The organism is Chryseobacterium sp. IHB B 17019, from assembly GCF_001456155.1.
Taxonomy (GTDB): domain Bacteria; phylum Bacteroidota; class Bacteroidia; order Flavobacteriales; family Weeksellaceae; genus Chryseobacterium.
The window spans coordinates 2,969,077-2,991,827 of record NZ_CP013293.1 but is presented as its reverse complement, the minus strand read 5'-3'; the positions used below and the strand labels follow the sequence as shown (position 1 = coordinate 2,991,827).

16 protein-coding genes are annotated in these 22,751 nt (G+C 35.4%); 5 read left to right on the top strand and 11 right to left on the bottom strand.

The window, feature by feature from the left end:
* Window positions 1-15: 15 nt before the first annotated feature.
* The 5 genes from ATE47_RS13790 to tsf form a co-directional block, all read right to left on the bottom strand.
* Entirely contained in the window at window positions 16-2,835 is a 2,820-nt protein-coding gene (locus ATE47_RS13790; protein ID WP_062162509.1) for a T9SS type B sorting domain-containing protein, read from the bottom strand.
* Between the two features lie 366 nt (window positions 2,836-3,201).
* Window positions 3,202-3,567 (bottom strand): hypothetical protein, encoded by a 366-nt coding sequence (locus ATE47_RS13785; RefSeq protein ID WP_062162508.1) that lies wholly within the window; start codon window positions 3,565-3,567, stop codon window positions 3,202-3,204.
* A 294-nt stretch (window positions 3,568-3,861) separates the two neighbouring features.
* Window positions 3,862-7,014 carry a T9SS type B sorting domain-containing protein gene (locus ATE47_RS13780; RefSeq protein WP_062162507.1) on the bottom strand — a complete coding sequence of 1,051 codons (3,153 nt, stop codon included), beginning with the start codon at window positions 7,012-7,014 and terminating at the stop codon, window positions 3,862-3,864.
* 78 nt (window positions 7,015-7,092) lie between these two features.
* Window positions 7,093-10,452, bottom strand: a complete 3,360-nt coding sequence (locus tag ATE47_RS13775) for a T9SS type B sorting domain-containing protein (protein ID WP_062162506.1) — start codon at window positions 10,450-10,452, stop codon at window positions 7,093-7,095.
* 196 nt (window positions 10,453-10,648) lie between these two features.
* The gene (gene tsf, locus ATE47_RS13770; RefSeq protein ID WP_062162505.1) at window positions 10,649-11,473 is read right to left on the bottom strand and encodes a translation elongation factor Ts; all 825 of its coding nucleotides are present in this window, start codon (window positions 11,471-11,473) and stop codon (window positions 10,649-10,651) included.
* 147 nt (window positions 11,474-11,620) lie between these two features.
* On the opposite strand from tsf, the gene ATE47_RS13765 reads away from it, so the two are divergent.
* Window positions 11,621-12,322 carry a DUF6759 domain-containing protein gene (locus ATE47_RS13765; protein WP_062162504.1) on the top strand — a complete coding sequence of 234 codons (702 nt, stop codon included), beginning with the start codon at window positions 11,621-11,623 and terminating at the stop codon, window positions 12,320-12,322.
* A 57-nt stretch (window positions 12,323-12,379) separates the two neighbouring features.
* On the opposite strand, the gene ATE47_RS13760 is transcribed toward ATE47_RS13765, so the two are convergent.
* Both ATE47_RS13760 and gltX read right to left on the bottom strand, forming a co-directional pair.
* Window positions 12,380-13,336 carry an acetyl-CoA carboxylase carboxyltransferase subunit alpha gene (locus tag ATE47_RS13760; protein WP_062162503.1) on the bottom strand — a complete coding sequence of 319 codons (957 nt, stop codon included), beginning with the start codon at window positions 13,334-13,336 and terminating at the stop codon, window positions 12,380-12,382.
* A gap of 48 nt (window positions 13,337-13,384) precedes the next feature.
* Window positions 13,385-14,890: a glutamate--tRNA ligase gene (gene gltX, locus ATE47_RS13755; RefSeq protein ID WP_062162502.1), complete on the bottom strand. Its 1,506-nt coding sequence runs from the start codon at window positions 14,888-14,890 to the stop codon at window positions 13,385-13,387.
* Between the two features lie 118 nt (window positions 14,891-15,008).
* Here gltX and ATE47_RS13750 point away from each other — a divergent pair, with 118 nt between their 5' ends.
* From ATE47_RS13750 to ATE47_RS13735, 4 genes are all read left to right on the top strand, one after another.
* A complete protein-coding gene (locus ATE47_RS13750) occupies window positions 15,009-15,353 on the top strand; it encodes a phosphomannose isomerase type II C-terminal cupin domain (RefSeq protein ID WP_062162501.1) in 345 nt (114 codons plus the stop codon).
* 118 nt (window positions 15,354-15,471) lie between these two features.
* A complete protein-coding gene (locus tag ATE47_RS13745) occupies window positions 15,472-16,641 on the top strand; it encodes a glycosyltransferase family 2 protein (protein WP_062162500.1) in 1,170 nt (389 codons plus the stop codon).
* Window positions 16,634-17,278, top strand: a complete 645-nt coding sequence (locus tag ATE47_RS13740; protein ID WP_062162499.1) for a glycosyltransferase — start codon at window positions 16,634-16,636, stop codon at window positions 17,276-17,278. Before ATE47_RS13745 ends, ATE47_RS13740 begins: the two co-directional genes overlap by 8 nt.
* Before the next feature lie 21 nt (window positions 17,279-17,299).
* Window positions 17,300-18,559: a glycosyltransferase gene (locus ATE47_RS13735; protein WP_062162498.1), complete on the top strand. Its 1,260-nt coding sequence runs from the start codon at window positions 17,300-17,302 to the stop codon at window positions 18,557-18,559.
* Between the two features lies 1 nt (window position 18,560).
* Here ATE47_RS13735 and ATE47_RS13730 read toward each other — a convergent pair whose 3' ends face one another.
* The 4 genes from ATE47_RS13730 to ATE47_RS13715 are packed head-to-tail and all read right to left on the bottom strand — an operon-like array spanning window position 18,561 to window position 22,740.
* Window positions 18,561-19,805, bottom strand: a complete 1,245-nt coding sequence (locus ATE47_RS13730) for a glycosyltransferase (protein ID WP_062162497.1) — start codon at window positions 19,803-19,805, stop codon at window positions 18,561-18,563.
* A gap of 3 nt (window positions 19,806-19,808) precedes the next feature.
* On the bottom strand, window positions 19,809-20,996 hold the full coding sequence (locus tag ATE47_RS13725; protein WP_062162496.1) for a glycosyltransferase family 4 protein: 1,188 nt from the start codon (window positions 20,994-20,996) through the stop codon (window positions 19,809-19,811).
* Window positions 20,997-20,999: 3 nt separating this feature from the next.
* Window positions 21,000-21,986, bottom strand: coding sequence for a glycosyltransferase family protein (locus tag ATE47_RS13720; RefSeq protein WP_062162495.1), 987 nt, complete (start codon window positions 21,984-21,986; stop codon window positions 21,000-21,002).
* Between the two features lie 4 nt (window positions 21,987-21,990).
* On the bottom strand, window positions 21,991-22,740 hold the full coding sequence (locus ATE47_RS13715) for a glycosyltransferase family 2 protein (protein ID WP_062162494.1): 750 nt from the start codon (window positions 22,738-22,740) through the stop codon (window positions 21,991-21,993).
* Window positions 22,741-22,751: the final 11 nt, after the last annotated feature.

Sequence of the window (22,751 nt, the reverse complement as noted above, 5' to 3'; positions counted from 1 at the left end):
TTTATATTTTAAAGATTATTCTCTGTTTTTCACCAGAATCCATCCGGAATACTTTACTGCGGTTTGCTTACGGTTGGGCTCATTCCAGCTTATATCAAACCAATATGTTCCCGTTGGTACTTTGTGACCGGCTACTGCACCGTTCCACTTGTAGTTGTTGTCTTTGTTTCCCTGATGCATTTTTGTTCCGTATCTGTCATAAATATTAAATACAAAATTCGGTTTGTGGGATAATGCTGAATAATCAATCACATCATTGATGCCGTCTCCATTGGGAGTGATGGTATTGATGAGATCAGGAATTGTAATTTCGATATCAATAGGTTCACAATCATAAGCATCTTTTACATAAATTTTTGCATTACCTCTTGTAACATTCGTAAATATATTGCTGGTCTGCCAATTGATATTGTCTATAGAATACTGATACGGGGCAGTTCCACCGATAACATGTACTGTGACTGTATTATTTGTAATATCAATATTTGAAATTACCGGCTGCTCCGATGGATAAACTTTTACATTTTGTCTTACCACGCAGCTTCCTGTTTTCAGGTCTACCCAATAGCTTCCTACGCCAACACTGTTGATGGTCTGGGTAGTAGCTCCGGTGCTCCATGTATATGAAGTAAAGCCGGGACCGGCATCCAGGGTAGTGGTGTCTTCAATACAGATAATTTTATCATTTAATGTGGTGGAATATACTTGTGGAAGTACGATAAGGGTAACCTGGGCAATTTTAAAGCATCCGTTTGCGTTGGTTACTTTAATGTAAACCACACCGTTTGGTGCTATATAATTTGTAGGGTTTAGAATTTCGTTGGTTCCGTTTTGTGCATCAGTAAGCGATGGATAGTATTTCTTGGTGATTCCTGTTTGTGTTGTAACCGGAGCTGTTGTTAAATCAAATAAGGCTTTTGCAGGATTAGATTCCAGGGCGCAGGATCTTAGCGTTGCATCGTTTACAATAGGATTTTCAGAGACCGTTAATGTTAAAGTTACCTCTTCACAATCAATAAATTCGGGATCGTTGCCGCAGAATTTGTATACAATTATGTCAGTCCCCGTAAACCCCGGGTTGGCTAGATAACCAATCACACCATTGGGATCAATAGTCACAGATCCGTTTGTGGGAGGAGTTACAATGGTTACCGTACTCGGTACATAAGACTGTGTAGAGTTTGTAAATTCCGGAATGATGGCTTTAAATCCTTCACAAACAGTCAGTGCTTGTGTAGACTGATAAAGACAGGTGTATACTTTGTAAACGGCTGTTGTTACGGCAGGACATGATCCTACTGTGATTTTTACGGTATAATTTCCCGCAACTGTCGGTGTATAGGCGTAGGAGTTTGCTCCGGGAATCGGAGTTCCATTGAGTTGCCATTGATAGGTGTCATAGCTGTCTTCTACAGACAATGTCACTCCGGGAATACAGTTTCCTTGTTTTGTAATAATCGGAACTTTAGAAAAACCTGCAAAGTATCCTCCATAACCTGCTGTAGCGTAGCCTCCGTTTACCCCTGCGGTTACCGCTTTGGTGGAGGTAATCGTTACATTTCCTGTGATTCCTGTGATTCCGTATGTTACCCATTGTGCATTCCCTGTCAGCGGATAAGGTCCTTGAGCCGGAGTAGGTGTCACTCCATTTACGGTAACTGTGGCTCCGGCTTCTGTTAAGATGTTAAGTTTTAAATCAATGGGTACAGTAGTAATGCCGGGCATTTCATTAATCTTGCCTATTTCATCAATCTTTCTTGGTAGAAAACAGTTTAATGGTGGGATATAATTATAGCCCCCTGTATAATTTCCAGGGCCAACTCCTATAAGCTGATACAGGTAAGTATTTTTAGTTGTCCTGATGAACATATTGAAATGTCCGCCTCCCTGGTTTTTGTATTCATTTTGTAGAATCCTGTAATATTCTCCTTCGTCAATGGTTGCTACCGGAGTTGTTCCGTCATTTAAATATATTTCAGTGTTATTTTCTGTACCAATAATGATTCCGCCTTCCATATTATCATTACTCGTAGACAGACTTTTTACCATAGCAAATTCGTTTCCTAAATATTCTGTAGGTACGGATTGATCCATAATTAGATCCGCTCCTAGTAAAAAACTAGTATTAGCATAATATCCGAGAGAATTACCGTTTGTAACAGATATGGGTTTGTTTGCTTCAATTTTAGCTCCTATAAATCCATTACTGTTAGCGGCAGCGTCTGCCGATCTCCCAGCTATAACATAAGATTGCCCTTTATTTAATGTAAAAATAATTTGTACTGGAGTAGGAGAAGGGATATTGATAAATTTGCAATTTGGGTTATATCCTGAAATTGTAACCGTAGTATTGTCTTCCGTGGCTAAAATACCTGTTGTGAAATTCAGTACAGACGAACTGATGGGATTGGGTGCTGCAGCGGCATAGAATTTTTTCCCGATACCCGCTCTCCCTTTCGAAGTAATGATTTCTCCATGAGCCACTTCGGCTATCCTTAAGGATGCAAAATAAGGTTTTCCACCTTGTGTGTAAATTCCTAAATTTAGGGGTGTTGATGCATTCTGTTCATCATTTGTTTTAATGGTATTTGTGTTTAGAGTAAAAGATTGCGGGTTGCCTTTACTTATAGTTACTGTTCCGATGACAACATTGCTACTATAAATGTTTACATCAAACGGAGTCGTAGAATCTGTTGAAAAATAAAGTGCTGGGACAAAATTGGTATTAAACGATGAATCGAAATACGGCGCAAACCAGTGTTCTGTATCTTTTTGAGCAAAGATTGTATTGATTGATAGAAATATCAAAACAAAAGAAAGTAAATATTTTTTCATAGCATTGTGTTGGAATAACAAAAATATAATAATTTTTGATATATCAAAATATTTTTGTTATTATTAACAATAAATCAATTAATCAAACTATATATTAAATAATTTATAATTTATTACGTAAAATAAAAAGTATATGATAATAATTTAAATTTGCCTTCTTTGAAATGTTATTTTTCTCTCTTTTTGTTGATTTAATTGATAAATTCCTTTTGATTATGTTAAATTTGCTAGATAAAATAAAAAAACCACGATTAAAAATCATGATTAAAATATTTATATTTTAAAGATTATTCTCTGTTTTTCACCAGAATCCATCCGGAATACTTTACTGCGGTTTGCTTACGGTTGGGCTCATTCCAGCTTATATCAAACCAATTGTGCTACCCTTAATGAAGCAAGGTAAGGTTTATCTCCCTTCGTATAAATTCCTAAATTGATTGGTTTTAAAGTGTTCCATTTATCATCAGTCCTGATAAAAGCTGCATCTACAGTAAAAGATTGTGGATTTCCTTTGCTGATAGTCACTGTTCCGATGACAACATTGTTATTGTAAATGTTTACATCAAACGGAGTTGTGGAGTCTGTAGAGAGGTAAAGAGCATGTACATATCGGCCAAAACCGGTCAGGGTAGAATCGAAATACGGTGCAAACCAATGTTCTGTATCTTTCTGGGCAAAGACTGTATTAATTGTTAGAAATAGTAATACAAAAGAGAGTAAACATCTTTTCATAGCATAGTGTGTTAGAATGCGCAAAAATAGAATATTTTTTAATATCTCAATGTATTTATGTTTTTATTATCAATAAATTAATTAAATTGGTTATTTTATTTACAGTTGATAAAATTATATATAAAACTAAGATTATATCATAATAATTTTAATTTATTTTGTTTGAAATATTATTTTTCTCTCTTTTTATTGTTTTAATTAATACATTTCTATTGATTTAATGTTTAACCTTTGCGAAAACGGCACAAAAAAACCACGCTATTAAAGCGTGGTTCAAAATTTATAATATAAATTTTAGTCTATGTTTTTTACCAAAATCCAACCAGTGTATTTAATTGGAGTTTTTGCTTTATTTGGTTCATTCCAATTGATATGATACCAATATGTTCCGGTTACTAATTTTTTATCATAATGTTTACCGTCCCATTTGTAGTTGTTGAATTTATCACCAGTGAAGATCTTGTTACCATATCTGTCATAGATTACGAAAGAGAGATTGTCTTTATAAGCCAACTCGCTGTAATCGATAAAGTCGTTCTTGTTGTCTCCGTTTGGTGTAATTGTATTGATAAGGTTCGGTACTGTAATTTCTACTGAGATTGGTGTACAGTTATAAGCATCTCTCACATAGAATGTATGCTGACCTCTGGAAAGACCTGTGAATACATTAGAATCCTGCCAGTTTGTAGGTGAATCCACCGCATACTGATAAGGTCCTTTTCCACCCGATACATGTACTGTTACCGTATTGTTGGAAATTTCAAGTTCTGTAATTACAGGGTCTGTAGCTTTTTTAACGCTTACAAACTGCTTCACAAAACATCCGTTGTCTTCAAGAATTACCCAATACTCACCCACAGTAGCACCCGGTAAAACCTGAGTGGTGGCTCCAGTATTCCATTCGTAAGATGCATAACCTGGACCTGCGTCAAGATTTGTTCTTGCGTCGATACAAATTGTTTTATCTACTAAAAGAGGGGATCTCTTAGGCGGAATCACTTTTAAGTTAACCTTAGCAATGGCATAACATCCCTGGCTGTTGTATACTCTTACGTAAGCAGCACCATTTCCTGAAATATATTCATTAGCAATAAGAATTTCATTAGTTCCGTTGCTTGCATCCACGAATGTAGGATAATACTTTTTAGTGATTGGGGTTTCTGATGAAACCACTGCAATTGTTAAATTAAATTTAGCTCTTGCTTCATCATTTTCAAGGAAGCATTCGCTTAATGTAGCTTCGTTTACAACCGGTGTAGGAAGGAATTCTAATGTGATTTTTGCACTTCCGGTACATCCTTCACTTGTTGTTACCAATACATAAACAGCGCCTGCTGCAGAAAGATAATTTGTAGGATTTGTAATCATATTGGTTCCTGCATTCAGATCTGCCAGTGTAGGGTAGAATTTCTTAACTACAGGATTGAGTAATGTAACTGGAGCTGTTGTAAGATCAAAGAATCCTTTTCCGTCATACTGACAGGCCTTAATCGTAACATCTTGTAAGATGAAAGGAACAACATTTAAGTTTAAAGTTACATGTTCGCAGTCAATGAATTCAGTAGCGTTACCGCAGAACTGATAAACGATTTGATCCGCTCCAAGATATCCAGGGTTTGGAATATAAGTAATTTGTCCTGTTGATGTGTTCAGTGTAGCTGTTCCGTGAGTAGGGTACGTAAGAATAGTTACTGTACTAGCTACCGGAACCTGGCTCGTAGTGAACGAGAATGTAGGAGTGATTACTTTAGTTGCACAAGCATTTAAGTTGGCTGTTGTATTTCTGATACATGAGAATACTTTATAGACTGGTGTTGTAACAGGAGGACATGTTCCCATTGTTACTTTTACCGTATAGTTTCCTGCCTGTGTTGGTGTATAAGTAGCCAGTGTAGCTCCCGAAATGGCAACACCATTTAGGAACCATTGATAGGTTTCAAAGCTGTCGTCCACTTCCAATACAATTCCAGGTACACAATCTCCCGATTGTTTTGCAATAACCGGAATTGAGGAGAATCCTGCAAAATATCCACCATATCCTACAGCACCACTACCTCCGGCAATACCGGCTGTTACGGCTTTTGTAGAGTTTACAGTTACATTTCCAGATAATCCAGGAATGGAATAAGATACCCAAGCTGTGGTTCCGGTAACAGGATAAGGCCCCTGTGCCGCAGTAGGAGTAGTTACCGGTCCGGCACCAACACTATAGCTAACTGCAGCTCCTGCTTCTGTTAAAATATTTAATTTAATATCGGGACTCAAACTCCCGTTTAGATCATTAATTAATGCTATTTCATCGATTTTTCTTGGTAAGAAACAGTTCAAAGGCGGGATATAGTTGTATCCCAGTGTTGCAATACTTGTCGAAAGACCTGCAAGAAGCTGATAAACATATACATTTTTACTGGTTTTAATGTACATATTATAATGTCCGTTACCCTGATCGATATAGTTGACATTATTGGCCGGAGTTGTGTTATTCGGGCCATTTACTCTATAGAATTGTCCTTCGTTAAGGGTTGCCACTACCGGGCCGCCATTGATTTGTACCTCTGTGTTGTTTTCAGTTGCAATAATCAAAGCATCTTCCATCTGGGCGGTGATATTACCATTTCCTTTTACCAAAACAAACTCATTTCCAAGCCTGTCTACGGGTACAGATTGATCCATAATAATATCCGAACTTCCACCTACAGGTCCCCATGCAAATTGACCGTTAAAGTTACCGTTCGTTACAGAAACGGGCTTGTCTGATTCAATTTTGGCACCAATAAAACCGGATTGGTTTCCTGCCTGGGTTCCACGTCCTTCAATAATGTAAGACTGCCCCTTATTCAATGTAAAAGACATTGATGGAGTTGTGGCACCAGTGTTTCCGTTAGAAAAAACAACCGAAGAAGAATATCCAGACACTGTTACGACTGTATTATTCTCAGTTGCTAAGATCCCTGTTGTGAAATTATAAAGAGTATTTCCAGGATCAGTAATAGGTGCAGCCGCAGCATAAAACTTCTTACCGATACCTGCTTTTCCTTTAGATACCAAAATCTCGCCGTGGCTGGTAATTGAAAGCCTAAGATTGGCATAATAAGGTTTGGTTGCTTTTGTATAAATACCTTTTGTAATAGGTGTAAAAAGATCAGATTGTGTGGTAGCTACAAGGTTCGCCGAAGCTGGGAGCCCCGGAGGCGGAGTAGTTGCAAGTAAATTAAATACCTGAGGATTGCTTTTGGAAATTGTAACGGTACCAATTAAAATATTGTTGTTATAAATTTCTACAGGAAACGGTGTTGTAGAATCTGTAGAGAAATATATCGCTTGGGCGTGTGAGGTCATTCCAGCGCGGGACATCATCGGTGCAAACCAATGTTCTGTGTCCCTTTGGGCAAAGAGAGTATTAATCGTTAAAAAAACTAATACTAAGCTGAGTAGAAATCTTTTCATATATTAGGAATTAGGATTTCTACAAATTTAATATAATATTTGAAATATTGTTAATAAATTGTAAAGAAAGTTAAAATATTATTCCCGATTTTTAACTAATATCCACCCTGAGTAAGAAACTGGTAATTTGGTATCCGGCTCAACCCATCTCAGTAAATACCAATAAGTTCCCGTTGACAGCGGCCTTCCGTTGAGCTTTCCATCCCAGATGTAATCTTTGTTCGTTGATCTGTAAACGGGAGCCCCATAACGGTCAACCACTTCTATCGAAACATCTTGTTTTATTCTAAGATCGGAATAATTTAACACATCATTAAGCCCATCTCCATTTGGTGTAATTGCATTGATAAGATTTAATACTAAAAATTCTTTAATCACCGGAGTACATCCGTCGGCTCCTAAAACATAGACGGTGTGCATTCCTCTCGACAATCCTGTAAAGATATTAGAAGTTTGATAATCAATTCCATTCAAAGAATATTGATATGGAGCAGTTCCCCCTGAAACAAAAACAGTAGCATTATATCCTGAAACTTCAATTTTTGTAATAGTTGGAGCCTGTGTAGTTGTAACATTAACATGCTGACGGTAAATACAGCCATTAAATCCTAAATCTACATAATAACTTCCGGCGCCCACAGCAACGGTTTGCGTTGTAGCTCCCGTACTCCAGGTATAAGAAGTAAATCCTGGACCTGCATCTAAAGTGACCTGTTCATTAGGACAAACCACCTGATCATGAAGCCTGTCTGATTTTTTAGGAGTTTTTAAATTAATTGTCAGAACTCCTGTGCTTGGGCATTCGGTTGGACTTGTAAATCTTATATAAAATGTACTTGCAGCAGTAATGTTCTGGATAGGCGAGACTGCATTGGTTCCGGCTTGTGCATTTGCTAAAGTAGTATGGAATGTCAGGATAACAGCAGGATCCGCTGTAAATAAGTTTTTATAATCATTAAGGTTTACACTTTCAGAACCGCTGATATCATTGTCGCAGACTTCAGCAGTTGCGGTTCCGGTAAGCAGAGTGATTCTGTTTCCTATTTTAAAATTAATCTGACCAAAAGCAGCAGGACAATTTCCTGTAAGCGCATCTACTCTTACATAAACCGTTGTATTGGCTGTGTATGTCCAGTTGGCAGGTAAAGTATTGGCGTTTCCTGCATTAGCATCAGTTTGATTTAAATAATATCTTACATTAAAACCCGTAGAATTTGTGACAATCACAGGAGAAATATTGGCGAAATTTACATTAACAATTCCATCAAAATTATCATCACAAAGCGTTGCATTGAAGTTACTTGTATTAATATTCGGAGATGGGGTAGTAGTCAAGGTAATCTGAGCCACTTTCATACATCCGTATTGGGAAGTCACATTGGCGTAAATGGTTCCGGCAGGCCCGCTGTAAGTGGCCGGTATTGCAATTGGAGTTCCCGCTAAAGCAGAATTTGTAAAATATTGAACAGTAATTCCCGGATCCGGCGAAACACTCACAGAAGTAAGATCAAAAGTACCATTTCCACTGGCGTCACCACACGATGTAAGAGATCCGTTGGTGGTCTGTAGAACATCAATATTAATAATGATTTTAAAATATTCAAAATCAGCAGGATTTCCGTTTCCTTCTACATAATAAATAAATGTATCTGTGGTATCAGCTGTAAGTCCCGGATTGGGTGTGTAGGAAATTTCCCCTGTGACAGGATTTACGGTTGCTGTTCCCGAAATAGGTGCTGAAATAATGCTTGTATGTGATGGAGCAATTGTCTGTGTGGAAGTTGTGAAAACCGGTGAAATGACTTTCGTATTACAAGATCCGATAGTATAAGTGGTCGTTGTGATTGGAGGGCACACCGTGTAATTGTAGCCATTTGTAAGCTTTGATTCACAATTGTTTTTTGTGATTAAGCAGGTGTATGTTCCTGCTCCGTATAATTCCGGGTTAATAGAAAATGAAGTCGCTCCCGGAATAGGGTTTCCGTTAAGATACCACTGATATCCATCGTAAGAATTGTCAACCTGTAATATAATTCCCGTGTAGCAGTCTCCGGTTTTTGAAATGGCAGGAATGGATGAAAAGCCTGCAAAATAACCCCCATAACCCACTGCGCCGCTTCCGGCCGCGATTCCTGCAGTTACAGATTTTGTGGAATTAACAGTAATTGTCCCGGTTACATTGGGAACAGAATAGGTAACCCAGTTCGGATTTCCGTTGACAGGATAAGGTCCGTTTGCCGCAGCAATAGCATTGCCGTTTAATGTAACGGTAGCACCGGTCTGGGTAATGATATTCAATTTGGTATTGTAAGACTGGCTTCCGATTTTATTGATAAACCCAATTTCATCAATTTTATTAGGCATAAAACAGCTTAAAGGAGGAATAAAATTCATTCCACCGGTAGGATATTCATTCGTTCCTGTATTTCCGGAAACTCCTGCCAATAACTGGTATACGTATATATTTTTGTTGGAAGAAATCCCCATATTATAATTATCATTGCCTCCCTGATATACATAATTCATGCTCGGAACCATATAATATTGTCCTGCATTCAGGATAATTCCGGAGCTTATACCGTTTATTGTAAGTTGGGTATTGTCTTCAGTAGCAATTACCAATGCGGTTTCCATTTCGGAAGCAATAGTGCCGTTGCCCTTTACTACGACAAAATCTTTTCCTAATCTTTCGACAGGAACTGCCTGATCCATTAAGACATCGTTGTTGGTGAAGTTTAAAGAAGTATAAATACCATTAAAGTTTCCGTTCGTGACAGAAATTGGTTTTGTGGCTTCTATTTTTGCACCGACCAATCCGTTAAGATTATAGAAAGAATCGGTACTTACAGCCTCCAAGATATAGGATTGACCTTTATTTAATGTAACTGTTTTTGTAGGAGAAGAACTTCCGTCAGAAAAAACAACATTCGGGTTATATCCTGAAACGACTACCGATGTATTGTCTTCTGTTGCAGTAATCCCAATGGTTGAATTGACATAATAAGCAACACCCGTAATCGGCGCCATTCCTGCATAAAATGTAGTTCCAAGACTGGCCAGTCCTTTTGACGTAATGATTTCCGCGTGGTTTTGTAGGGAAAATCTGTAGTTGGCGAAGAATTTCTTTGGACCTTTTACGTACATTCCCATTGCATTGGGTATGAAAAGATCGCCGGGATTTTCAGTAATTAAAAAATAATTGGGAATACTTACCTGGGCCGGATTTCCTTTACTAACCTGTACTGTGGTAAAAAGCGTATTGTTATTATAAATCTGAACGGAAAATGGTGTAGTTTCGTTAGTAGACAGGTATAGATATCCCTGAAGGCCGGTCGTTGCTGCTTTCGCAGACATGGGGGCAAACCAGTGATCAGTATCAAGCTGCGCATTGAATAATAAGCAAAGAAAAGTACAAATGGTTAATAGAAGTTTTTTCATGATTCTCAATAAGGGGTGCAAATGTAAGTATTAAAAATCAAAATTTTACATAAAAAATTCTACTATAATCTGATATTGGCTTAAATTATTGAAAATTTAATTTATTTTTAATATTTAAAATAATCTCATAATTCCGTGAAATAAAAATCCCGATGAAAAAAATCACCGGGATCAATATTTTTAAATCTGAAAAAGATTATAAGCTTACTCTTACAAATCCTGTTACTTTAAGATCAGCATTTACAGACTTTACATAATCAGCAACAGACATGCTGCTATCTTTAATAAAATCCTGGTGTACCAAAGTGTTGTCTTTGTAGAATCTCTGCATTTTACCTTTCAAAATATTGTCGATAATGTTGGCAGGTTTCCCTTCTTCAGTAAGTTTGTGTCTTTCGATTTCTAATTCTTTATCGATAGTTTCTTGAGAAACAGCGTTTTCGTCAAGAGCGATAGGGTTCATAGCAGCAACCTGCATAGAAACAGCCTTAGCAGCTTCGTCAGCTCCATCTACTTTAGCAGAAAGAGAAGTGATTGCAGCGATTTTGTTTCCAGCGTGGATGTAAGCTCCCAAGAAAGGCCCTGTAATTCTTTCGAAAGCTCCGATCTCGATTTTTTCACCGATAACACCTGTTTGCTCAACTAATTTTTCAGCAACAGTAAGTCCGTGGAAATCTGTAGCTAAAAGTTCTTCTTTAGTAGCAGCGAAAATAGCCATTTCAGCTAATTCGTAAGCAAGCTCGATGAACGCTTCGTTTTTAGCAACGAAATCAGTCTCACAATTTAAAGAGATGATTGTCCCTAATGTGTTGTCTTCGTTTACTCTAGCGATCACAGCTCCTTCAGAAGAGTCTCTGTCAGCTCTGTTAGCAGCAACTTTCTGTCCTTTTTTCCTAAGGATATCTACTGCTTTTTCGAAGTCTCCTTCAGCTTCAACTAAAGCTTTTTTGCAGTCCATCATACCTGCACCTGTCTGGTTTCTCAATTTTGCTACGTCTGCAGCAGCTGGTGTATAAGACATAATATCTATTATTTTTTTATTGTAAGTGTTAGTATTAATTTTTTAGCTTAATTTTAAAGCAGTGCAAAGATAATGATTTTAATGATAAACTAAAAAATGACTTTTTGCGTTATTTGTATATTTAATAGAATTTTAAATGTTTAATTAATGAAAAAAATATTTCTCCTCATATTTTTATGCCTTTTTACCTTAGGTTTTTCGCAAAAAAAGAAAAAAGCGAAAACAAAAGCCATTGTAGAAAAGGAAACCATCATCATTTACACGGAAAATGATGCGGAAGCTACTACAGAAGCGAGAGTTATTGCAGGATTTTTAAAGCAAAATCCAGGGCACGCCAAAACGGATTATTTCAAAAAGAAATTAATTCAAATGATCATGGCGAATAATTCTCCGGAAGCAAAACCTACCATCAAACCTTTGAGTGAAGACAAAGTAAAACAAATGGTGTTAGATAACAACAGCCTGAACAGTGCTAAAACAATTGCCGCCAATTCAGGATCGACTCCGGAAAGAACTGTAAACTATGCAAGCATGAGCTCTACAAGTAAAAAAGCCGAGCCAAGTGAAAAAAATAAAAGAACGGCAGCCCTTCTGACCCACATGTTTAATAATGACCCGATGGACAAAGAAGCTTATATTAATATCAAAAATAAATCAAAATGTAATCTGATTGTAAAAATAAGCGGAAAAAGGTACTACAATCTTGATGTTCCGGCCAACGGACAAAACTTTTTGCTGGTAGATAAAGGGGATTATGTGTTGACAACCATGGTTTGCGATGCCAAATATTCATCCATTAAGAAGATCAATAAAGATATTGAGATTGAGTTGAATCTGAGAGAAGATTAAATAATTATAGAATGCTAAATAAAAAACGGTTAAGAAATTTCTTAACCGTTTTTGTTTTTATCCTTTAAATTGCCCCATCGCAATAAATTTATCTTGTCTCTGGGTCTCAAGTTCCTGTCCTGTGAATTTTGAAAAAGCTTTAATATTCTGTAAGATTGAAGCTTTCAAATTTAAATAAGTCGTTTCAGGGTCGTAATGAGCTCCTCCAAGCGGTTCTTCAATGATTCCGTCAATGAATTTTTCTCTTAAAGCATCTTTTGGAGTAAGATTCAATGCATTGGCAGCATCTTCTTTGTGATCCCAGTTTCTCCAAAGGATTGATGAGCAGCTTTCTGGCGCAATCACCGTGTACCAAGTGTTTTCTAACATGTATACCTTGTTTCCGACACCAATTCCCAATGCTCCGCCACTTGCTCCTTCACCGATGATATATGTGAAGATTGGAGTTTTAAGCTGTACCATTTCGAAAATGTTTCTCGCGATAGCTTCACCCTGTCCTCTCTCTTCGGCTTCCAGTCCTGGATAAGCTCCGGGTGTATCCACCAAAGTTACCACAGGAATGTTGAATTTCTCAGCAAGCTTCATTAGTCTTAAAGCTTTCCTGTATCCTTCAGGATTCGGCATCCCGAATCTTCTGTACTGTCTTTCTTTCGTTGTTCTCCCTTTTTGGGTTCCTATGATCATTATTTTCTGACCGTCCAATGTCGCTAAACCACCGATCAGTGCAGGATCATCCGCGAAATTTCTGTCTCCGTGAAGCTCCAAAAAGCTTCCTTTGTCTACCATTCCTTTGATATAATCTAATGTATAAGGACGATCCGGATGACGGGATAGTTGTACTCTTTGCCAAGGGGTAAGATTAGAATAGATTTCTTTTTTCTTTTCTATAATCTTGTCCTCTATCTGGCTACATGCTAATTTTACATCAACACCACTTTCTTCTCCTACTAAAGAACAAGTCTGAAGTTGATCCATCAGGTCTTTTATAGGAAGTTCGAAACTTAAATATTCCATTTCTTGAAGTAAATTAAATCTTTCAAATTTATGAAAAATTATGAAAAACTATTTAAAATTATTGATCGCATTGTTTATTCTGGAGATACTTTCCTCTTTTCCAAGCAGTTCCAGAATATCAGGAACATCCGGACCTTTCAGTTCTCCAACCAAGGCCAGACGCAGCGGCATCATCACTTTACCCATTCCCAAGCCCTTGTTTTCGGCGAAATCATGAACAATTTGCTTTAAATTTTCAGCATTAAAATCAGCAGATTGTAAATTTGCAGCTAATTCTCCCAAAATAGCAGAAGTTTCTTCGTTCCAGGCTTTTTTTGAAGCTTTTTCGTCATAAGAAGTTGGTGCTTCGAAGAAAAACTTTCCATTTTCGTAGATATCTTTCGGGAAAGTGGCTCTTTCTTTCATCAGATGAATAATTTTTAACAATTTCTCATCTTCCATATTTAAATTTAAATCTGATTTTTTTAAAATTTGAAGCAATTCTTCGTCAGATTTCAATTGAATATACTGATGGTTGAACCATTCTGCTTTTTCTTTGCTGAATCTTGCTCCGGCCTTGTGAACTTTATTTAAATCAAATTCTTTCGTCATTTCTTCCAACGATAAAATCTCTTTATCATCGGCAGGAGACCAGCCTAAAAGTGCCACCATATTGATGAAAGCTTCAGGAAGATAACCGCTTTCTCTGTATCCTTGGGAAATATTTCCTGTTGCCGGATCAGTAAAGTTTAAAGGAAAGACAGGGAATCCGAATTTATCACCGTCTCTTTTGCTTAATTTTCCTTTTCCTTCCGGTTTTAAAATCAAAGAAAGGTGCGCAAACTGAGGCGCTTCCCAGCCCATCGCTTCATATAATAAAATGTGCAGACCTAAAGATGGCAACCATTCTTCACCACGGATGACGTGAGAAATTTCCATTTCGTGGTCGTCGATGATGTTGGCGAAGTGATAAGTAGGCATTCCATCGTTTTTCACCAACACTTTATCGTCCAAAGTATTGGTGTTTACAGAGGACTTTCCACGGATGATGTCTTCAAGGTTCAGCGTTCTGTCAACCGGCATTTTGAATCTTACCACGTACGGTGTTTTTTCATCCAGCAATTTCTGAACTTCTTCTTCAGAAAGGGCAAGGCTGTTTTTCAAACGGTTTCTCGTTTTGTTGTCATACGAAAAAACATCACCTTTTGCCTCGTATTCGGCGCGGATGGCGTCTAATTCTTCAGCTGTATCAAAAGCGATGTAAGCATAATCTGTTTTTAAGATCTGCTCTGTATATCTGTCGTAAATATCTCTTCTTTCAGATTGTCTGTATGGAGCGAATTTCCCTCCTTTTTTAGGGCTTTCATCGGCAATAATTCCGCACCATTCAAGGGCTTCCTCGATGTATTCTTCTGCTCCCTCCACATATCTCGCAGTGTCTGTATCTTCAATTCTCAATACAAACTCACCTCCCTGATTTTTAGCAAAAAGATAATCATATAATGCGGTTCTTACGCCTCCCAAGTGTAAAGGTCCGGTAGGACTTGGAGCAAAACGTACTCTTACTTTCTCCATTTTAATTAAAATTTTGATGCAAATTTACTTAAAATTATGTGTTTTAAGCAGGTTTAATGTTTGTGTTATTGGCTTTTTTGTTTTGAATATTTACATTTGTATTTATAAAAAGTAAATTATGTTAGAAATAGGAGAAAGACCGTGGGGAAAATATTTTGTTTTAGCAGATGAACCCAACTATAAATTAAAAAGGATAGAAGTAAATCCGGGACAGAAATTATCTTATCAGTATCACCACAAAAGACAGGAACAGTGGACAGTTATCGAAGGAGATGCCACTGTGGTCCTGGATGATAAGGAAATCAACCTGAAATATGGTGAGAGTATTTTCATCCCTCTTGGCGCGAAACACAGAATGATGAATCTTTCTGATAAGCCTGTTGTTTTCATTGAAGTGCAGACGGGAACGTATTTTGGGGAGGATGATATTGTGAGGATTGAAGATGATTACGACAGAAATTAATTAGATAATAAATCAACAATAATTTAAAACAGTAAGAATTGCAGGATTTTTACTGTTTTTTTTATCTTAATATTTACATTTGTATTTCCTAAGAATAAAACGACAACAGGAATAAATAATGGATAATAATATTTCGCTTTTAATAGGATTAAAAAACAATCTGGAGTTTTCTAAAAGCTGTTATCAGTCAATAAGGGAAAATTATCCTGAGACGGAAATTGTTTTTGTGAGCTATGGAAGTTCTGACGGAACGCATGAATGGCTTACTTCTCTAAAAGACGAAAATCTTGTTTATTTTTCCAGCGCTGAAGGCAAAACACTTTCAGATACTTACAACAAGGCGATTGAAATTTCTACTAAAGATTACGTTTGTTTTTTACACAACGACATGGTTATTGGAAGAAATTTTTTATCAGAACTTGAAATTTCGTTAAAAGAGCACAATCTTGTTTATTATAAAGTTGTAGAACCGCCCATTTTTGCTTCCGACAAGAGGCTTTGGAAAGAAATTCAGGATTTTGGAAGTGATTTTGAAACTTTTCAGTTTGATAATTTTTTTCAATTTGAAAAGGTTCAGGAAAAACAAAAAGGCGAATATACTAATGATGTAAGTTTCTTCCTTGCTGCAAAAAAAGATGTCTTACAAAAGGTAAATGGCCTGGACCCACTTTTTAATCCCATGTTTTGTGAAGATGATGATCTGATTTTAAGATTAAGGATGTCCGGAGAAAAAACATTTGTTTGCCCTAACGCAATAGTGTATCATTTTGTAAGTAAAACATCAAGATTTTCTGAGGAATTTCAAAATCGGACAAAAAAAATAGAGGAAAATTCATTGAGGAATTTCTTGCGTAAATGGGGATTTTTCAATCAATCAAAAACAAAAAAGAAATTAAACATCGGATTGATCCTGGAAAACCCGAACGAAGATGCCATAAAAAATTTGGAAATATTTGTTGATCATATTTATTCTGATTTTAATCCAGAACAATATATTAATGAAGAACAAAAAAATACTTTATTTGATTTAAAAGAAAAGTTCAGGTCTAAAAACTCCGGTTTTTCTGATGATATCATGATAAGATTTGATGCAAAAAAGTTTTCCGAAAAAAATATGTATACTTTCAGGAACCTTTCAGACATTATTGATGATCTTAAAAACTCAAAGAAAAATTTTTTACAGAAACTTTTTACAAAGGATAATACTTTTAAAGTCAATAACCTGACGATAGAAATATTGAACGACAATTCTTACGAAAAACAATTAATAACCAGAAATAATGCTTGATTTTTTAAAACCAATTACGATTACTTACGGGATTACGGTCTGTAATGAACATCAGGAATTAAGGATTCTTCTCGACCTGCTATTGCCACTTATCGATAAGAATGATGAGATTCTTATTCTTCGCGATATTACAAATCCGGATCAGAAAGTAGGTGAACTGCTGGAAGAGTATCAGCCGAAAATAAAAGTTATTGAAACAAAATTGAATGGTGATTTTGCCACTTTTAAGAACAAGCTTATTGAAAATTCGAGTTCGAGATATCTTTTCCAGATTGATGCGGATGAATATCCTACCGAACATTTCATAAAAACATTAAAATCTTACCTGAGAAAGGAAAAAAGTGTGGAAGTTTTTTTTGTTCCGAGAATCAATATTGTTGAAGGTATTACTGAAGAATATGTGAAGGAAATGGGTTGGGATATGAATGAAGAAGGCTACATCAATTTTCCGGATTACCAGGCAAGAATCATAAAAAACAACAAGAAAATCTTCTGGAAGAATAAGGTTCATGAAGTTTTATATGGAAATAAAAATTTTACGGAAGTGCCGAAAGATTATAAATTATCTTTAATACATAAAAAGAATTTTGAAAGACAGAAAAAACAAAATGATTTTTATGAAACGTTAGAAGATTAATCAGTTTAATATACAACAAGAATGGCAGAATTAGGAATTAATGTTTTTGGATTTATTAATGGTGAATTTGGTATTGCAGAAGCTACAAGATTGAATTGCAAGGCGATACAGTCTGTCGGTCTTCCCATAAGCCTGATTAATTATAGTGTAAAAACCAATCATAATAATAATGATCTTACTTTCACGGAATTCTCTGATCATGCACCACATCCGATTAATCTAATCCAGATTTCTCCGTCTGAAACGCCTAATTTCTTTGATTATTTCGATCATTCTTTTTTCAGGGATAAGTATAATATTCTTTATATGGCCTGGGAATCGGAAACTATTCCCGAAGATTATGTGATGAACATGAATCTTTTTGATGAAATCTGGACGCCGTCAACCTATTGTAAAGAATGTATTGAAAAATATGTCAGTCTTCCGGTACAAGTGATTCCTCATCCGATCAATATTGACTTACAGCCAACGGATGATGAAGATGCATTGAAGTTTTATGATAAGAATTTTTTTAATTTTCTTTTCATTTTTGATTACAACAGTTCTATTGAAAGGAAGAATGTGATTAATTTAATTAAGATCTTCCGTAAAACCTTTGATCAGGATGATAACAATGCTTTTTTGACGATAAAAACTTCCCGTTCTACAAAATTTCCTTCTGAGAAAGAACAAATTTTAAAAGAAATAGGAGAATCAAAAAAGATAAAAATTGTTGAAAAGATCTTTGATAAAAACGCTTTAAATTATATCATCAGCAATTGTGACAGCTACATTTCGCTTCACAGATCGGAAGGTTTTGGGCTTACAATGGCGGAGGCAATGTACTTCAAAAAGCCTGTAATCGCAACCGGATATTCCGGGAATCTAGAGTTTATGAATGCAGACAACAGCTTTCTAGTTGAGGGTGAAAAAATATCATACGGCTCTGATGATCTTAATTATAATTCTAATACAATTTGGTCTGAACCTTCATTAAAAGAAGCCGGGGAATATTTGAAAACGGTCTACGAAGGAAGCGATGATGTTCAGGAAAAAGCAGAAAAAGGACAGCAAACTATTGTTAGTAATCTTTCACTGAAAAGAGTAGGAGGGCTTATCAAAAAAAGAAGTGAAGAACTTTTGTCAGAAGATAGAATCAAACAAAATAAATCAACATTAATTAAGCTATACGTAGAAAATATTTTACTGAAAAAGGATCTTAGAATTTATAAGAAAAGTGCCCCGATTCAGTTTATTTACAATATCAAAATGTATATCAGAAATAGAAAAGACAAGAAATAAATTATTTCCTGCCTTTTATCTTCTTAAGAAAATCGTTCACTTTATTTCTAATTTTATTGTAAACGGTTCGTTCAAGATAGTTAATTCGTTTATTTAATTTTTCAATTTCGCTTAAATAGAAAACATTATTCACATCATTGCTGCCTTTATCTTCTTTGTCAAAATTATTAATAAAGCCCAGTCTTATTTTAAATAATTCTCCGATGGTTTCTAATGAAAAATTATTTTCAATTTGCGATTTTGCGTTTTCTCTAAAGTGATCTAAAGCATTAAAATTATTTTTAATATATAGCAATTTCGCTACAGCATCCTGCAGTCGTGGTTTTGCAAGAGTAAGCCCTTCATCAATTAAGCCTTTCGTATTCGATGTTTTGATGAAATCATATTGAACTAAAAGGCTGTTGTTTACATTCATAAAATCCAGGTTTCCGGAATAGCCTGTTCCCATTACAATTTTTCCGTACGCCATTGCTTCCGCCATTGTAAGTCCAAAGCCTTCCGAACCGTGAAGCGAAATCAAAACATCCGATTGCTGAATTAAAGAGTGAAGCTTTTCTTTTGAAAAATGTTCATTGATAATGATAATATTCGGAATATTGTTATATTTTTCCAGAGCTTTTTGAGCGTCCTTACTTCTTTCGAGATTGTGGGTTTTTACGACTAGAACGCTTTCTTTATCATCCTTAAAAACGGTTGTAAAAGCCTCCAAAGTAGCTTCCGGATTCTTTCTGATGGTTGTGCTCAGAGAATCGAAAATGGTAAGATATATCTTTGAATGTTGAGGAATATTGTATTGTGTCTTATCAAAATCTTTTGAATCCTCAAGCTTTTGAATAGGGTGAGAAAATCTGATGACAGGAATTCCCGTATATTTTGTAAAAATGTTGACGCAGAAATCGCTGGGAACCCAAAGTTCATCAAAAACATTTAAAATTTCAACGACTTTATCCGAGACTTCGGGAAATTCCCACGCCCAGTAGATAATATTGTAATGATTTTTTAAATCTAAATCTTGGTTTTTGGAGAAAAAATCGTTAATGAAATTGATATTAATATGAAAAATATTAATTGAAGTTTCAATTTTTGTGGAAGAATTATTTTCAACTTTTTCAAAAGTTTCACTCGAATAATTAATGCGATTTACATTAATTCCAACCTTTTCCAATGCTAGAGCATTCAATCGGGTAGCTTCAGAAATCCCAAAGTTTCCGTCAAAAAAACCATGATAATTTACACTCAACTGCATGGATTATAAAGTTTTAAGTTTTTCTTTTACTTCTTCCGGAGAAAAAGCCCGAAGGCTGTCCACTGAATTCTCACGTAATGTATTCCAAAGTTCTTCATTATTATTCAATTCAAGAATAGCTGCTGCAAAAGTTTTTTCATCATTGGCAATTAATATATTTTTCTTATCGGTGAGCTGCATTCCTTCCGCGCCAATTTCTGTAGTAACTACCGGGAAAAAATACTCAAAAGCCTGCCCGATTTTTCCTTTCACACCGGCTCCAAACCTCAAAGGGGCCACCATAATTTTAGAATTCATAAAATGTTCTTCAATGCTTTCTACAAAGCCTAAAAATTTGAATTTAGGATATTGCTTAATATCCAATTTATCCGCAACATTCCCAATTACACTTACTTCCAGTTCCGGATTTTCTTTCCAAACGAGAGGCATTATTTTTTCATATAAAAATTTCACGGCATCAATATTGGGTTCGTGAATTGATCCTATGAAAATAATTCCTTCACTCTCATGGAAGTTTTTTCTTTCCGAAATCTTAATTTTTGGATAATGAATATTTGAAATCGTGATGATTTTATTTTTATCAGCATACTGGCCCATTATTTCTTTTTCTTTTTCAGAAATGGCAATAATGTAATCCAGTTGAGGGGCAACAACGGTTTCTAAACGGAAAAAATGTTTATAATTTTTCTTTAAAGACAAACGGTTCGGTTCGATTTCAATAGCTCTTTTATACCGTAAAAAATGAATATCCACCATATCGTAAATAAATTTTGTACGAGGTAAAATGCTTTTCATTTTTTTATAGAATAAATTTAATGCAAGTGGTCCATTAAACCAGATATAATCTACATTTTTTAAAGAAGAAAGAAAATAATAAATATTTTCGTGCTTCTTATTTTCTACAAAAACGATGATATTATGCTGTTGATAAAATTTCACATAAGAATCATCTTCAAAATTATTAGGGGCAAACAAAATACAATTGTAGCCTAATTCTTTATATATTAAAATAATTTCTTTGAGTCTGTTGGAGCCGGAATCTTTATCATGGGTAGGAAAATCTTTTGAAGCAAAAAGAATCGTTTTTTTTGAATCATCATACAGATTGATATTGATAATATCTTGAGTATTAAGATTTTTGAGCTTTTCTTTTCTTTTAAAATGTTTTTTTATTTTTTTTAAGATTCCCATCCTTTAGTTTTTATTATCCAGTCCAAATACTTTGTTTACCCAGTGGTCCAGCGTATATCTGTAATAGATTTCTTTTGGAATTTTTTCGTAAGGTGTTTCAAAGAAAGATTTGTCAAGATTACTAATATTTTCGTTTAAAATCAAAATATTATTCGGATTGTAGAAATCATAACCTTTAATGGCTTCATTATCAGTGATAATTTTCTTTTCCAGGGACATGGCCTCAAAAACCCTGAAGCTCAATCCATATTGCCCTTCACGCATCAGGTCAAGTAAAACTTTTGAATTTTTATAATATTTTGGAAGATCGTTATGCGGTATTTTTTTGATACTGAAAATCAGGAACAAATTCTCAGGAACCTTAATGAAAATATTGGTGAGCTGGTGTTTCCATGACTTTTTTCCAATGACCATGATCTGGAATTTCAGGCCAAGATTGATCAGTTTTTTTGCCAGCAGTTTGATTAGCGAAACTCTTCGGTTGTCATAAGATGTGATGTAGAACAGGTCCATCTGCGGATTTTGCTTTTCATTCGGAGTGAAAGGTAGATAGATGTAATTGGTTATCTTTTCAAAACCATGCTTTTCAACATCAATAATATCGAAGGAAAAGATCTTATCAAAAAGATGAAGTTTTCCGTCTACCGGAACCCGCTCAAGATTATCATATAAATAAGTGATCAGCCTGTCCGTATATTTTCTGATTTTTTCGAGTGTTGAAAGATCGAAGGTATCGGGATTCAAAACCAGAATCTGATCCTGGTGTCCAAGCTTTTCCAGAGAATCAAGGACATATTTCTGCCTTTTCTCTGTTTTTAAATTTTTGCTTAAAAAAGTTTTGCTTAAAGCATTGACAGCCCTTTCATTAAAGTTAGAATGAGTAACGGTACTGATTTTTATATGGTGTGCATCAATACCCCGTTTGCATAATGTGTCAACAATATACTTATCATAATCCCAGAAGTCATAACTTATGATACAGATCTTCATTCAACTAATTTTGCTCTTTTTTTAATGATTCATAAGTTTCAAAAACACTCAGCGACTGCAGGAAAGAAAGCTGATATCCTTCTTTTCCGTCCAGAATACCAAGTCTCATAACGTATGCCTTAAAAAACTTAAAAGCCGTTTTAAGATATTGAACTAAAATATTAAACTTTTTACCTTTTGCAGCCAATTCTTTTCCTTTTAAAATTCCGTAATGAATCATTTTTTTTCGGTAAGACTCATAATCTGAAACGGAATAATGAAGCAATTTATTCTTTAAAATTCCTACTGATCCGTTTACTTCAAGCGTTTCATGGACCTTTTTTCCGGCTGTATATCTCGCTTTGGATCTTCTGAAAAGCCTGAAATTTTTATCGGATTGTGTTCCCGAAAAATTAATCGGCTTATTGGCAAAAAAGAATTTCCTGTAAAAATAATAGGCATCTTTTTGCTCAGGTTTATTTAATTCTTCAATAATTTCTTTTCTTAATTCGGGGGTTATTCTTTCATCTCCATCGAGGAATAATACCCAATCGTTTTTTGCTGCATCTAAAGCCAGATTTCTCTGTTTTGTAAAATCTTCAAATGTATTTTGAATAACCTTTACATTAGGGTGCTTTTTTGCAATTTCTACAGTTTTATCTGTACTGTATGAATCTACTACTACTATTTCATCGCAGAAATCAAAACAATCCAGGACTTCCTGTATATTTTTTTCTTCATTATGTGTTATGATTAGACCACTTATATTCATCATAACGTTTTTGT

What these genes read in the sequence shown, in the direction of transcription:
- ATE47_RS13730 (WP_062162497.1), bottom strand. Translation starts at nt 19,805, where the DNA reads ATGCAGTTGAGTGTAAATTATCATGGTTTTTTTGACGGAAACTTTGGG.
- ATE47_RS13725 (WP_062162496.1), bottom strand. Translation starts at nt 20,996, where the DNA reads ATGGGAATCTTAAAAAAAATAAAAAAACATTTTAAAAGAAAAGAAAAG.
- ATE47_RS13740 (WP_062162499.1), top strand. Translation starts at nt 16,634, where the DNA reads ATGCTTGATTTTTTAAAACCAATTACGATTACTTACGGGATTACGGTC.
- ATE47_RS13750 (WP_062162501.1), top strand. Translation starts at nt 15,009, where the DNA reads ATGTTAGAAATAGGAGAAAGACCGTGGGGAAAATATTTTGTTTTAGCA.
- ATE47_RS13745 (WP_062162500.1), top strand. Translation starts at nt 15,472, where the DNA reads ATGGATAATAATATTTCGCTTTTAATAGGATTAAAAAACAATCTGGAG.
- ATE47_RS13760 (WP_062162503.1), bottom strand. Translation starts at nt 13,336, where the DNA reads ATGGAATATTTAAGTTTCGAACTTCCTATAAAAGACCTGATGGATCAA.
- ATE47_RS13720 (WP_062162495.1), bottom strand. Translation starts at nt 21,986, where the DNA reads ATGAAGATCTGTATCATAAGTTATGACTTCTGGGATTATGATAAGTAT.
- tsf (WP_062162505.1), bottom strand. Translation starts at nt 11,473, where the DNA reads ATGTCTTATACACCAGCTGCTGCAGACGTAGCAAAATTGAGAAACCAG.
- ATE47_RS13735 (WP_062162498.1), top strand. Translation starts at nt 17,300, where the DNA reads ATGGCAGAATTAGGAATTAATGTTTTTGGATTTATTAATGGTGAATTT.
- ATE47_RS13775 (WP_062162506.1), bottom strand. Translation starts at nt 10,452, where the DNA reads ATGAAAAAACTTCTATTAACCATTTGTACTTTTCTTTGCTTATTATTC.
- ATE47_RS13785 (WP_062162508.1), bottom strand. Translation starts at nt 3,567, where the DNA reads ATGAAAAGATGTTTACTCTCTTTTGTATTACTATTTCTAACAATTAAT.
- ATE47_RS13790 (WP_062162509.1), bottom strand. Translation starts at nt 2,835, where the DNA reads ATGAAAAAATATTTACTTTCTTTTGTTTTGATATTTCTATCAATCAAT.
- gltX (WP_062162502.1), bottom strand. Translation starts at nt 14,890, where the DNA reads ATGGAGAAAGTAAGAGTACGTTTTGCTCCAAGTCCTACCGGACCTTTA.
- ATE47_RS13765 (WP_062162504.1), top strand. Translation starts at nt 11,621, where the DNA reads ATGAAAAAAATATTTCTCCTCATATTTTTATGCCTTTTTACCTTAGGT.
- ATE47_RS13780 (WP_062162507.1), bottom strand. Translation starts at nt 7,014, where the DNA reads ATGAAAAGATTTCTACTCAGCTTAGTATTAGTTTTTTTAACGATTAAT.
- ATE47_RS13715 (WP_062162494.1), bottom strand. Translation starts at nt 22,740, where the DNA reads ATGATGAATATAAGTGGTCTAATCATAACACATAATGAAGAAAAAAAT.